Annotated in this window: 12 protein-coding genes; 9 read left to right on the top strand and 3 right to left on the bottom strand. The window is 53.7% G+C overall.

Annotation, left to right across the window (positions count from 1 at the left end):
• The first annotated feature begins 34 nt into the window (after positions 1–34).
• From M3668_RS08800 to M3668_RS08790, 3 genes are all read left to right on the top strand, one after another.
• On the top strand, positions 35–646 hold the full coding sequence (locus M3668_RS08800; RefSeq protein WP_353055972.1) for a VanZ family protein: 612 nt from the start codon (positions 35–37) through the stop codon (positions 644–646).
• Between the two features lie 87 nt (positions 647–733).
• On the top strand, positions 734–1,333 hold the full coding sequence (locus tag M3668_RS08795; RefSeq protein ID WP_251380469.1) for a VanZ family protein: 600 nt from the start codon (positions 734–736) through the stop codon (positions 1,331–1,333).
• Between the two features lie 195 nt (positions 1,334–1,528).
• Complete coding sequence (locus M3668_RS08790; protein ID WP_251380467.1) at positions 1,529–2,491, top strand: MIP/aquaporin family protein; 963 nt, start codon at positions 1,529–1,531, stop codon at positions 2,489–2,491.
• Positions 2,492–2,573: 82 nt separating this feature from the next.
• Here the strand turns inward: M3668_RS08790 and M3668_RS08785 are convergent, their stop codons facing one another.
• From M3668_RS08785 to M3668_RS08775, 3 genes are all read right to left on the bottom strand, one after another.
• Positions 2,574–3,803 (bottom strand): acetylornithine deacetylase, encoded by a 1,230-nt coding sequence (locus tag M3668_RS08785; protein WP_251380466.1) that lies wholly within the window; start codon positions 3,801–3,803, stop codon positions 2,574–2,576.
• A gap of 117 nt (positions 3,804–3,920) precedes the next feature.
• A complete protein-coding gene (locus tag M3668_RS08780; protein WP_251380464.1) occupies positions 3,921–4,442 on the bottom strand; it encodes a flavin reductase family protein in 522 nt (173 codons plus the stop codon).
• A gap of 175 nt (positions 4,443–4,617) precedes the next feature.
• Positions 4,618–6,282, bottom strand: coding sequence for an alpha-keto acid decarboxylase family protein (locus M3668_RS08775; RefSeq protein WP_251380462.1), 1,665 nt, complete (start codon positions 6,280–6,282; stop codon positions 4,618–4,620).
• Between the two features lie 244 nt (positions 6,283–6,526).
• Between M3668_RS08775 and M3668_RS08770 the strand changes: the two genes are divergently transcribed.
• The 6 genes from M3668_RS08770 to M3668_RS08745 all read left to right on the top strand — a co-directional run bounded on the left by M3668_RS08770 (position 6,527) and on the right by M3668_RS08745 (position 12,533).
• On the top strand, positions 6,527–8,578 hold the full coding sequence (locus tag M3668_RS08770) for a DUF6541 family protein (RefSeq protein ID WP_251380461.1): 2,052 nt from the start codon (positions 6,527–6,529) through the stop codon (positions 8,576–8,578).
• Positions 8,579–8,691: 113 nt separating this feature from the next.
• Positions 8,692–9,435 carry a glycosyltransferase family 2 protein gene (locus M3668_RS08765; RefSeq protein WP_251380460.1) on the top strand — a complete coding sequence of 248 codons (744 nt, stop codon included), beginning with the start codon at positions 8,692–8,694 and terminating at the stop codon, positions 9,433–9,435.
• 3 nt (positions 9,436–9,438) lie between these two features.
• Positions 9,439–9,813, top strand: a complete 375-nt coding sequence (locus M3668_RS08760) for a DUF2304 domain-containing protein (protein ID WP_251380459.1) — start codon at positions 9,439–9,441, stop codon at positions 9,811–9,813.
• A 217-nt stretch (positions 9,814–10,030) separates the two neighbouring features.
• A complete protein-coding gene (locus M3668_RS08755; RefSeq protein ID WP_251380458.1) occupies positions 10,031–11,101 on the top strand; it encodes a hypothetical protein in 1,071 nt (356 codons plus the stop codon).
• Positions 11,094–12,119 (top strand): glycosyltransferase family 2 protein, encoded by a 1,026-nt coding sequence (locus tag M3668_RS08750; RefSeq protein ID WP_251380457.1) that lies wholly within the window; start codon positions 11,094–11,096, stop codon positions 12,117–12,119. Before M3668_RS08755 ends, M3668_RS08750 begins: the two co-directional genes overlap by 8 nt.
• A gap of 180 nt (positions 12,120–12,299) precedes the next feature.
• A complete protein-coding gene (locus tag M3668_RS08745) occupies positions 12,300–12,533 on the top strand; it encodes a glycosyltransferase family protein (protein WP_251380456.1) in 234 nt (77 codons plus the stop codon).
• Positions 12,534–12,739: the final 206 nt, after the last annotated feature.

Raw genomic sequence — 12,739 nt, 5'->3', positions numbered from 1 at the left:
TCAGACCTGCGCGGTGAGATAGGCGGGGATAGGAATGAATTCATGGCTGGGTTTTGGTTATGACAGCATGGTCTGGGGATTAGCCTTATGTGCCATTACGGTACCGCTTCTGGGTATAGCTCAGTTACTTTTTAGGGAGCGGCTGGGGGTCTATTGGATGATCATCTGCGCTACTCTCACAATCTACGCGGCTGGAATCATGGTTTTCACTCTCTTCCCCCTGAAAAACCAAGAGCCCTTTACCTGCAGTCGAGATCCATTGCGCACTACCCCCTTCCAGAGCTTTGCAGAGGTGCTAGATATGTCATCTAGCCAGGGTTTCACCTCTATTCTCATGAGCTCTCAGTTTCTACAAATTGTCTGCAATGTTTTGCTCTTTATGCCTCTAGGGTTCCTGGACCGCGCTGTCTTTAAACGGTCTCTTCTAGTGTCAACGCTGATTGCTGCTGGTCTTTCGCTTGCTATTGAGCTAACCCAGCTAACCGGTATTTGGGGTGTATATGACTGTGCTTATCGCATCTTCGACGTCGATGACCTCATGACCAATACAGCGGGAGGTCTGCTCGGTACCACCCTTGCCCTGGCGTGGGTAACTGCCCGCCGTCGAGAGGAAAGGCTCATGCCCATTTTAGGGGCGAAGCGGTGATCTTGATACGTTTTTCTTGCCGTAGGGTTTAGGTCAGGGGGGCTTATGCGGTACTACTTTTATTATTCAATCCCGGTGCTACAGCAGATGGTGTTACTGTGGGTCATACTTTGCGTTCTTGCTCTGCCCTTTTTACTGCTGCGGTACCGCCGCCAGGGATCTTTCCTGAGCTTCTGCACAGCTGGCTTCACCGCGGTTGTTCTCTTATATGCCGCTGGAGTTATTGCTTACACCCTTTTGCCTCTACCTGCTCGAGATGAGCTAGTTTGCACGGTGGGAGCTACCTACCCACGCTTCTTCCTGGGGTGGAGCCTGCAATTTGCCCTCAGAGATCACGGTGGGTTGTTGGACGCCCTGACCTCCATATACGTGGTGCAGGTGCTGCTCAACGTCCTACTGTTTGTACCCCTTGGTGTTCTTGCGGGGTGGCGATGGAGGCTTAGCTTCACTGTTCTGCTGTATACAGCCTTCGGGTGCAGCCTGTTGATTGAGCTGACGCAACTGACCGGGCTTTGGGCTTTCTATGATTGCGCCGTGCGCACTTTTGATGCAGAAGATATCTTCAATAACACCCTGGGGGCTGTCCTTGGGTGGGCTCTGGTGGCTACGTGGCAGCGCCGAGCCCGTCTGAGGGGTGATGTACTCGCACTGCTGGGCGTCGCCCCTAGCGGAATTATAAAAAAGTGACCCCTGACTTGGTCTCGCATCCCGATCTTTTGTATAGGTGATGGGTCACATTCTTAAGGGGTGACTGCGCTAATAAGCATAAGTGTTAGAGCACTTTAAGCCCTAAGTCTTGCACATCAAAGCCAACAGTTTCACACTTAAACACAGATACTCAAAGATATAGGCAGGCGACTGCCAGCACCTAGCGGAGATACTGTGAACACTATCAGCCCCTACCTCGCTGAATTCCTGGGAACCATGATTATGGTGACCATCGGCTGCGGCGTTATCGCCACCGTAGAACTACGCCGCTCCAAAGGTCACGGCGATAACTTCTTCACCATCGCCTTCGGCTGGGGTTTCGCTGTCGCCTTTGGTGTTTACGCCTCCCACCACTACTCGGGCGGCCATCTTAACCCTGCCGTCAGCATTGGCCTAGCAGCCTACGGTGAATTTGAATGGGCCAAGGTGCCCGGCTACATCATCTCCCAGCTACTGGGTGCTATGGCGGGCGCTATCATGGTCTTCCTCAATTACCTGCCGCACTGGAAGGCAACCGCCGACCACAAGATCAAACTCGGTGTTTTTGCCACCGTGCCCGCCATTCACAACTACTTCACCAACGCCCTCTCGGAAATTATTGGCACTTTCCTGCTGGTCTTCTCAGCCCTCTACGTGGGTGTGAACTTTACCCCCACTCTAGAAGGTTCCGCCCTCGCCCTGGACCTCAATGACGTTCTCAAGCCCCTGGCTTTCGGCTTCATGGTGACCGTGCTCGTTATCGGTCTGGGCGGTCAGACAGGGTTCGCTCTCAACCCCGCCCGTGACCTCGGCCCGCGCATCATGCACGCTCTGCTGCCCATTCATGACAAGGGCCGCTCCCGCTGGTTCTACGCCTGGGTGCCCGTTTGCGCCCCTATCGCCGGTGGCATGATGGGCGGCTCCTTCTTCAAGCTCTACTACGACGGTCAGTTCTCTATCTTCCAGGTCATCTCAGTCGCGCTCGTCCTAGGTGTTCTTGCTTTCGGACTGTGGGCTAATACCCATATGTATCGCTCTAAGTCAGCAGAAATCATCCCGACTGCCGAAGACACCGAAGCTACTGCTGCAGCTGCTGCTGCCACCTACGTCCCCACCGGGAAGATTCCTCTGGTCAAGAAACCAGCCTTCTGGGAGTAGCGCCTCAGGGGTAGTTCAGCAAAGTTCCGGCGGGCCCATCGTGTGATGGGCCCGCCGGAACTTTTATGGACCAGGGCTTTCTTTAGCCTTTTGCCCAATCTAGCAGTCGCAGCATGAAGCGCTCACACTCCTCAATCTGAGCTAGCTCAATCCACTCGTTAGGGGTATGTGCCTGGGCGATGTCACCGGGGCCGCAGACCACGGCGTCCACGCCACCAAAGAGCTGGAACTGCCCCGCCTCGGTGCCATACGTAACCTTCTGTGCCTCGTTTGAACCGGGGCGTCCTGCCCACCCATTAGCTAGGGGAATGAGAGGCGAATCATCTGCTGTGCCCAGGGCGGGTACGGCCGCCAGGAATTCGTGGGTGATGCCCACCTGTTGCTGATAGTCGCCCTCTGTTACTCCGCTGAGTTGCTCGGCATCACGGGCGCGTTCTGTGAGAGCAGGCAGAAGGTCGTCCTCAATAAAGCCATCCAGCTTCTGCACTACCTCTTCAGTGGTCATGGCGGGCACGGTGCGGAAGTCATATTCCAGGGTTACCTGTTCACCCACGATGTTGTACTGGATGCCACCGCGCGCAAAGTTAACTCCGCCGGTGGAGGATGACACCACAAAACCCTCATCAAAGGGTCCATGAGCGCGCCAGCCAGCTGAGAGCTCCTCAAAAAAAGTGATGAAGCGGGCTGCTGGCTCCAGCGCGTTAACCCCCTGCGGGGCAAGTGAGGCGTGCTTGGCGATGCCGGTAAAAGTAACTCGACCGCGATGGGCCCCCTTATGGGCTGAAATAACCTGCATCATGGAGGGCTCGCCAATGACGGCGAACTCCGGTTTAATGCCGCGTCCTACAAAATCCTTGATCATGGAGGGAGCGCCTACGCACCCAATTTCCTCATCAAAACTAAAGGCAAAATGCAGGGGACGGGCCAACTGTGTCTCGGCTACCTGAGGCAGCAACCAAAGGGCTGCCCCAATAAAAGATTTCATGTCAGAAGAACCGCGGCCGTATAGACGCCCATCCTGCACCAGGGGAGTGAAGGGTTCAGTCATCGTCCAAGCCTGACCTTCAACCGGCACCACATCCGTGTGTCCAGAGAGCACCACTCCGCCGTCCGTGCTGCCATCTGAGGCGGGCACCGTGACAAAGAGGTTGGCGCGGTCGCCGGTTTCATGGTGGGTCAGATGCGGGGTGTACCCGTAGCGCTCAAACTCAGCAGCAATTAGCTCAATAGCAGGAAGGTTGCTGGTCTGACTGATGGAATCAATACGGATGAGCTTTTCAATCCAGGGGAGGGACGCGGGCAGGGCTGTCATAGTTTTTATCTTTCGATGGTGCAATAGGGCTTTCTTTTAGCCTATCGGGATAAGGGTTTAATCAAAAGATGCCCACAGGCTCATCGTATGAACCTATGGGCATATCTACTGGTCAGATTACAGTGCTGAGTGGTCACCCAGGTGATGGAAGCGACGGGCATGGTAGACGGTGGGTGCCGGGTTAGCGTCGTGGCGGATGAAATCTACCACCTCGGCCGTAAAGACTACCGCTGGGCCGGCATCCAAAGTACCCGTTGGTACCACGCGCAAGACTCGGCTGACCCCGTGCAGCAGTGGCTCCCCGGTAGGCAGACGATCCCAGGTGGAGACGTCGCCAAACTTATCTGCCTTGCTGACCGCAAATTTCTGGGCAATCTCCACACTGTCTGCACCAATAAGGTGGATCAGAAAGGAGCTGGCATCAATGATGCGGGCAGCACTACCGGTGCGATCCTTGAAGGAAAAGGAGACGATGGGGGGTTCGGCTGACACCGAAGACAGGGAGGAAATGGTGAGACCTCCCGGCTGACCGTCCGCGTCTTCGGCAGTAATCACAGCGACACCCGCTGCCTGAGCACCAAAAGCCTCATAGAAAATCTGGGTGAATGTCTTCTCGTTGGGGGTAATTTCTATGGTCATAGTTCTTCCTTTACGCGGCTGCTTAGGGTTCTATAGCGCATCTGCACTTATAGACCAGCTTAAAACTTAAGGTGCCCACAACACTATGTTTTCTCAGATTTCGTACCCAATGAGTAGAACTGTGACTCTGTTACGCCCCTGACCTTTAACGAAAGATAGTTACGGGACGAGCCGCTTACTTTTTCTTATTGAGGGCAGCTGCCTGGGCACCGAAGTTGAGCAGGAGCTCAGGCATATCCATGGGGGCAGTGACGACCTCAACGAAAATCAGCTTGTCGCGGGTTTCACGCGCAACACGGCAGGCCTCGTTGAACTCGTGCACGGTGGTAGCACGCAGGGTAACCGTGTTCTGGTCGGTGCCGCCGAAAGCCGCAGGAATCTTAGACCAGTCGTAGGTGGTGATGTCGTTGTATTCTGCTTCAACGCCGTGGATGGAACGCTCAATGGTGTAGCCATCGTTGTTAATCAGGAAGATAACCGGGTTGATTTTCTCGCGGATGATGGTGCCAATTTCCTGGATGGTCAGCTGAGCTGAGCCGTCGCCGACCATGAGCACGCCGCGGGAATCCATGTCCGCCATCGCTGCGCCGAGCAGAGCAGGGATGGAATAGCCGATGGAACCCCATAAGGGCATACCGATAAAGCGCGAATCCTGCGGGAACTTCTGGGTTGCCATACCAAAGAAGGAGGTGCCCATATCGACGACCACAGTGTTCTTGGCATCCAAATTAGAGGACAGCACTTTCCACAGGGCATCCTGAGTGAGGGTGGCATCGTCAATAGCGGGGAGGGCCACCTCGTCGCTGGGAGCAGTAAAATCAGTGCCGGAAAGAGCCAGCTCCAGGGAAATTTCACGCAGAATTTCTAGGGAGCGGGACATAATCAGCGGGGCAAAGTGGCGCCCAGCGATGCTGGTGTCCTCAGCTGAAATGTTAATGACCCGACCGAAATCAATGGTGTGGGAGTAGATACCTGTGGTGGTGTCGGTGAATTCAACACCAGCACAGATCAGTGCCTCAGCATTCTCAACAACCTTGCGGGTAGGCTCAGCAGATAGACCACCTACGTAGACACCGGCAAAGTTGGGTTCAGTTTCATCCAGAATAGCCTTACCCCACATCAGGGAGGCGAAAGGGAAGCTGGTATCGCGCACCAGATTGCGCACCTCGTCCACGGCACTCAGGCGCTCGACCATAATGTCAGCAAGAACCGTGACTTTCTTGCCGCGCAAGAACTCGGTGGCTGCTTCCCGGAAGGCCTGCTCAATATCGGGGGCAGAGATTCTGACGTCGGCGTTGAGCGGTTCGGACGGAGGGGTGGCGGGCATCGTGGAAACATCCACGGGCAGCATGAGGTAGCCGGGCTTGCGGTGAATCACGGCGCTGCGCAGTACGCGGTCGATGTCGGACGCCGCAGTGGCCGGATGGATTGCCGCGGTAGCTGCTGAAACTTCGGCTGCCATGCGCATGAAGTGCTTGAAGTCGCCATCACCCAACGTGTGGTGCATGCGCAGGTGGGAGTTCTGAGCCGAGAGGCCAGGTGCACCAACAATATGGATAACGGGAACGTTCTCGGCATAAGAACCGGCAGTTGCGTTGATAGCGGATAGTTCACCTACGCCGTAGGTGGTCACCAGTGCACCCAGACCCTTGACGCGGGCGTAGCCGTCCGCAGCGTAGCCGGCGTTGAGCTCATTGGCGTTACCTACCCAGTCCAGCTTCTCGTGGGCCAGTACATCGTCGAGGAAGAAGAGGTTGAAGTCCCCGGGAACACCGAAAACCTTGTCGACGCCTAGCTCGGCTAGGCGATCAAGAATGTAGTTGCCAACGGTATAGGTCATCTTTGACTCCTGCGGTGATAGTACGTGCTCGGCTCATGATGGTGCCGAGAATATCTGCTACCCAGTTTAGGGTGGGTACTCGTGGGGGAGTTTGGTCACCGGCGCAGAACTTTTGTGTGCTGCACCATAGAGAATATTTTGTGTGGGGAAAACGTCATCCCTTTGCTCCCTTGGGTCGGTGGGTGTGAGCCTTATATACCTGCGGTGTTCGATAGAATCAGAAATTTGAGGGTGGGTATTTTCTTTGCTCACTAACCTCTACGCTGAATGGAGTAACCCCGCCATGGAATGGTCCCTTGCGCTATTTCCAGCCCTGGTTGCAGTGGCTATTGTTGTTGTCCCCGGCCTCATCATTGCTGTGGCCGCCGGTCAAAAAGGTTTTGAGGCGTTTGGTGTTGCTCCCGCTATCTCCATCGCTGTTGTAGCCATCAGTGCCATCCTAGCCCCAGGGCTTGGTATTACCTGGTCCCTTTGGGTGCCTCTTGGGTTCTCTCTTCTTCTCGCTCTGCTGGCAGCTGGTATTACGTTCACCGCCCGACGTCTGAGATTTGAGGATGCCCCCCACCGACCTGAGGAACAGGCTGTACGTCGTACCTGGTTTAGCTCTGGGCAAGCCTGGGCCTACGGAGCGCTTGTAATTGCCGGAATATTGCTCACCAGGAATATTACCAATGCCATTGGTAACCCTGATTGGGTCTCTCAGACCTATGACGTTAACTTCCACCTGAATGCAATCCGCTACATCGTAGACACCGGCAATGCTTCGTCCCTTAACGTCGCGTCCATGACAGCCGGTGATAACCCCGTAGAGTTCTACCCTGCAGCTTGGCATGCTATTGCTGCGCTCATCCTGCAGTTGACCAACGCTGATGTGCCTGTCATCGCCAATACGATGAGCCTTGTGGTGGGTGCTTTTGTCTGGCCCTTATCGGTGATTTATATGGTGAGGAACCTCTTTAAGGTTACCGGGCCCACCATGCTCGTGACGGGCGCTATCACGGCAGCTTTCACCGGCTTCCCCCTGCTGCTAATTTACTTCGGGGTGCTCTACCCCAACAGCCTCGGCGTTGCTGTTATGCCGGTAGGCCTTGCGCTTCTTGCCCAACTATTCCGAGCTGCACAGACTGCCAGGGTGAGCACTGTGCCGGCTGTTTTCTTGGGAATTCTCGTTGCTCTGGGGACCGCGCTAGCCCACCCCAATGCGATTATGTCTCTTCTGGTAATGGTTGTTCCGCTCTTTGCTTTTGTTGCAAGCCGCCAGATAGTGCGTGCATTACAGCGCAGCGTCAACCCCTGGGTGGCAGCTTTGCAGGTGGCAGGTATGGCAGGTCTTCTTTGGCTCATTTGGTTCCTCTGGGGTGTTGTCCGACCCCCTCAGGAAGCAGGTGGCTGGGAGCCGGGTCAAAGTGAGTCTGGTGCTGTCGGTGAGTTCATCACCAGCAACCCGGTTGCAATGGGGCACCTGTGGCTGATTTCTCTGCTGGTGCTTGCTGGCATTTACCCCCTCTTACGTACACGTATGGTGTGGCTGGTGGCGAGCTGGGCTTATATTGGCTTCTTCTACGTTGCGATTCGATCCATGTCTTGGGAGGACGGCCGTGACTGGTTCACGGGTGTCTGGTACCACGACCCCTTCCGGGTAGCTTCCATTGTTCCCGTGATAGCTATTCCTCTTGCTGTTGCCGCTGTTGATGCCCTAGTTCGAGCTCTTATAGCTCACCCCCGACTCTCTGGGCTAGGAAAGCCCGCTGTGGGAATGGGGATTATTGCAGCGCTTCTCACCGGTGGTATTGCGTACGGAACTCAAACCGCGACCTATATGAAGGGTTTTGTAGAGACTAGTTTCTGGGTGTACCACCCTGATGAGGAAGCTGCGCTGCTCACCCAAGATGAATACGACCTCCTCGATTCTCTGAATGAGCACGTGCCCGAAGATGCCACCATCATCGTCAACCCCTGGACCGGGGCGGGGCTTGCTTATGCCATGAGTGACCGAGAGGTGACTGCCTATCACACCAACTACTCACTCACTGATGACATTGAGGTGCTGAACCAGGACTTGGAGGAAGTGCTCACTAACCCCGAAGTCTGCGAGGTCATTGAACGGCACAACGCAAAGTACGCCCTCTTCTTTGGGCACAGGGAGGTCAATGAGTGGATCAATGGCCCCCACACTCAGCAGTACAGTTCTCTTGAATACTTAGCTGACCCTGAGGTTATAGATTCTGGTCAGGTGGCCCAGGTGCTTGACCGTGTGGGCGGAGCAACCCTCTACGAAATCACTGCATGCGACTAAATGTATTCCTGATCGTGTAGAGGTCAAGGCATCAGGTCAAACTGCTAGACTAAATTGAACTGCCCAGGCGGCATTACCGCAGGCGCACATGAACCCTAGGAGACTCTAGATTTATGCATAAGTCACCTCAAACAGGTGGTGAGCCCCGAACCCTCATCATCATGCCCGCATGGAATGAACAAGAAGTCATCGGTGGCACCATCACCGAGTTGTACCGCATGATGCCCGATATTGACTTGGTGGTGGTCAATGACGGGTCTACGGATAACACCTCTGCTATTGCTCGGGAAGCCGGTGCGTTAGTCATTGACCTGCCCTACAATATGGGCATTGGTGGCGCTCTTCGTACCGGTTATAAGTATGCTCGCCGTATGAACTACGACCGTGCAATCCAGGTGGACGCTGACGGCCAGCATGACCCCAAGGGCATCCGCACCGTTCTGGCTGGTTTGGATGACGGCACCGATATTTCCATTGGTTCACGTTTTGCTGAAGCGACCAACTATAAGGTGAAGGGCCCTCGCAAGTGGGCTATGGTTGTTCTGGCTGCTATGTTCACTCGTATCTCGGGTGAGAAGTTTACGGATGCAACCAGTGGTTTCCGTGCGGCTAATAAACGCGCAATCGCCCAGTACTGTGAGCATCTTCCTGCCGAGTATCTCGGTGACTGTATTGATGCCTGCGTCATGGCTATTCGTGCCGGTTTGACGGTTAAACAGGTTCCCGTGGAGATGCGTGAGCGTCAGGCTGGTACCCCTTCATCTAACCCCTGGAAATCGGCGGTTTATCTGGTGCGTTCTTTCTTCTCATTCGGTATGTCGATGACCCGAACTAAAACCTCTGTGGGGGGCAAATAAATAATGAGTGTAAATATCTTTTTTCTGATTCTTACCCTCTGCCTGGTCATCATGGTGCTGGCGCAGGTGCGCAACCAGAAAATGAAGGAGAAGTACGCTGCCTTATGGCTAATTGTTTCTGCCATCATTGTAGTGCTGACTGTTTTCCCCAGACTCCTTGACTGGTTGGCTGATCTGGTAGGTATCGAAACTCCGGTTAATCTGCTCTTTCTGCTTGCGATTATTATGCTCATCGCAGTGACCCTACACCTGACTCAAGCCCTCTCACGATTGACAGAGGACACACGAATTTTGGCTGAAGCAGCAGCAATCAAGGATCTAGAGGTCCGCCAGCTACAAGACCGTGTGGCTGCCATGGAGAACCGGTTTGAGAATTAAGTAACCAATGTCTGAAGAATTTCAGAGTACACCGCCGGTGATTACAAGAAAGCAATCCTTAGGGATTGCTTTTTCGTCAATCGTTGGAGCGCTTGCTGTTTTTGCGGTGACCGTCATAACCTCTAAAGTGCTAAGCCCGCAAGATAATGCACAGTTTTTAGTTTTCTGGGCTCTCATGTTTGGTACCTTCGGGGCTCTGTTAGGTATACAACAGGAAGTGACTCGTGCCAGCGGTAGCAGTCAACTGTCTAACGCCAAGGCGGGGCGCGGGGCAAGGCTGCTACCTCTTGCTGCCCTCTGGGGAAGTGCCGTTGCTTTGCTTCTGGTGACGACTTCCCCCCTGTGGGGCCAGAGAATCCTTGGGGAAAACTATCTCATGCCGGTATTGGTGGTAGCTGGTGGAGCTATTCTCTACGCCTGCCATGTGACGGTTGTCGGTGCAGCTGCCGGCACCGGCCAATGGACAATTTTTGCCTGGTTGGGCAGCTGGGAAGCCCTCATCCGTCTTGCACTCGTAGCTCTGGTCGCCTTAACCTTCGGCTCCCTTTGGGGCTTTCAATACGCAGTTCTTGCTCCGGTGATTTTATGGCTGCTGCTGTTCACGGTGTCATCAAATGGGCGTCGACTAGGTTCAGTGAGGGGTGATACGTCTGCCTCTCGGTCAATGCGCACCCTTGGTTGGTCAATTCTTACCTCCGCTGCATATGCAGTGATGGTCACCGGGTTTCCCGTTATTCTCAAAGCATCAGTAGGGCAAACCCGGGGCGCCGAAGAGGCTCTGCTACTCGCTGCCCTCATCTTAGGTATCAGTATTACGCGTGCCCCCATCATGATTCCACTACAGATGTTCCAAGGTGTTGCGATCTCTGCTTTCCTGCGCCAACAGCACCGGCCCCTAGCTGCTTTGGCGAAGCCTCTCATCGCGTTGGCCGGAATTGGTGTTCTAGGCGCTGTGGCAGCCTACCTAGTGGGCCCCTTTCTTTTCAACCTGCTCTACGCCAACTACGCCGGTGTGCTCTCCCCCTTCACACTAAGTGCCCTCACCCTGGCATCCGCCATCATGGCGATGGTGGTGTTGACGGGGACCGCCAGTTTGGCAAGCGGCAAGCACGTACTTTATCTGGCAGGTTGGGCTCTTACTGTTCTTGTGGCGCTGGCCTGTCTTTATCTTCCCCTTGATCTTGCGCTACGTTCTATCATTGGCCTTATTGCAGGACCATCTGCGGGCGTTATTATTCACTTGGGCGGACTAGCCCTGCGTTCAAAGGACACCACATCAGATGTATGACCTGACCGTAATTCTGGCTATCTATAATATGCAAGACCACCTTGCACGCTGCCTTGACAGTGTTCTTGCACAGACCAGACTAGAAACAATGCGGCTACGCCTCTTATGCATTGACGATGGTTCAACTGACCAAACGAGCAAAATTTTAGCGGAATACTCCACGCGGTATCCTTGGATCGAAGTGCACCATAAGGAGAACGGTGGCGTTTCGTCAGCGCGTAACCTGGGGTTGGATCTAGTAGAGCGCTCTACCTATGTCACTTTCTTAGACCCGGATGACACATGGCAGCCTGACTATCTTGAGGCTGTTTCACGGGGTATGGAGGCTGGAAAAGACACGATTTTCTTTAACATTAATCTTGTGGATGCCAACGGCAACTTAGTCAAAGAGCTTGAGGTCTGCCCAGAATATAGGAACCTTGATACTGAAAGCGCTCGCCGACGCATGATTTTGTCTAAGCCAGCTTCTTGGACCAGGGTTCACCGTACTGAATTGTATGAGGGCAACAGATTTCCGGTGGGCCGCATCTATGAAGATCTTGCGCTCATGCCTTACGTGACATCCCAATCTGCCTCTATATACTATGCCCCGGAGTATGTTTATAACTATGTAATCGATGTGAATAACTCGATTATGAATTCCTCAAAATCCGCTATTTTTGATATCTACCCGGCGCTTGGTTACTTGTGGGAGAAATTTGGGGATTCAGCACCGGCTTACAGAGATGAGTTGCAGTACTTGATGCTGGAACATCTAGGTATTGGGCAACCCTATCGGCTCCTAGGGTACCGTCAAGCAACAGCAGCTGACTATCAGCGCATCATAGATACCTTGCGGCAATGCTTTGGAAAAAGGTGGCGTCACAATATCTACATCCGCCAGGGCGTACAAAAAACCAATGTGAACTCTAAACTTTCCCTCGTGATACCCCAGGTGTTCTTAGCTTTTGATTTAGGTGCTCTCAGAATCATTCCTACCCTCGTCACTTTGATACGAAAGATTCCTAGGTCCTCCTGATTTTTGAACGAGGCTAACCTCCCAGCCTGAAGCTGGGCTATTACTTTTACGCAAACAGATGTCCCTGCCTATAACGAAGGGGGGCGTTCGTTCCTTCCATGACTCCCCTTTTGCTGCCAGCGTTTAGGCAACTGAAAGAGGTTTTAGCTGTATCAGGCAAGACCCCTTATGAGATTCTCTATGTCAAATAATGGGAGTATCGATATCACGCTTGAGAAGCTACAAGCTATAGCTGAGACCGCTTCTTACATCAAAGTAGTCAATCTGTCTCGCAATTTTGGCAAAGAAGTGGCAACAGCTGCCGGTGTTGAAGCAAAAGGACAGGGATCACCCATTGAAATCGTTCCCGTTCGTATCGCGATGGTGAGTCAAGCGGTAGATCTAAACCCTAATACTCGGTCGCAAATCGGTTGATCAGTACGTTCCATCAGCAAGTGGTATGGCCTTGATCCTGATGAAATTTCTATTGTGACTGAACCATCTGATTATTGTTTGCCAGAGAGTCCACTTTTGAAACCTGAGCTAATTTGTTCTCAGGTTCCTGTCCCTAGCAGTCTGTTTTTCAGAGAGCGAACTCAGCATGCGGGATGACGCACCTCGAATGTTGACCTCTGTGCGAC

The organism is Rothia sp. P100 (assembly GCF_023712425.1).
GTDB lineage: Bacteria > Actinomycetota > Actinomycetes > Actinomycetales > Micrococcaceae > Rothia > Rothia endophytica.
This window is presented reverse-complemented; position numbering and strand designations above follow the sequence as displayed.

Bases quoted from the DNA above. Each gene is read 5' to 3' on its own strand.
- M3668_RS08800 (WP_353055972.1), top strand. From the start codon at position 35: ATGAATTCATGGCTGGGTTTTGGTTATGACAGCATGGTCTGGGGATTA.
- M3668_RS08795 (WP_251380469.1), top strand. From the start codon at position 734: ATGGTGTTACTGTGGGTCATACTTTGCGTTCTTGCTCTGCCCTTTTTA.
- M3668_RS08785 (WP_251380466.1), bottom strand. From the start codon at position 3,803: ATGACAGCCCTGCCCGCGTCCCTCCCCTGGATTGAAAAGCTCATCCGT.
- M3668_RS08780 (WP_251380464.1), bottom strand. From the start codon at position 4,442: ATGACCATAGAAATTACCCCCAACGAGAAGACATTCACCCAGATTTTC.
- M3668_RS08775 (WP_251380462.1), bottom strand. From the start codon at position 6,282: ATGACCTATACCGTTGGCAACTACATTCTTGATCGCCTAGCCGAGCTA.
- M3668_RS08765 (WP_251380460.1), top strand. From the start codon at position 8,692: ATGCATAAGTCACCTCAAACAGGTGGTGAGCCCCGAACCCTCATCATC.
- M3668_RS08760 (WP_251380459.1), top strand. From the start codon at position 9,439: ATGAGTGTAAATATCTTTTTTCTGATTCTTACCCTCTGCCTGGTCATC.
- M3668_RS08750 (WP_251380457.1), top strand. From the start codon at position 11,094: ATGTATGACCTGACCGTAATTCTGGCTATCTATAATATGCAAGACCAC.
- M3668_RS08745 (WP_251380456.1), top strand. From the start codon at position 12,300: ATGTCAAATAATGGGAGTATCGATATCACGCTTGAGAAGCTACAAGCT.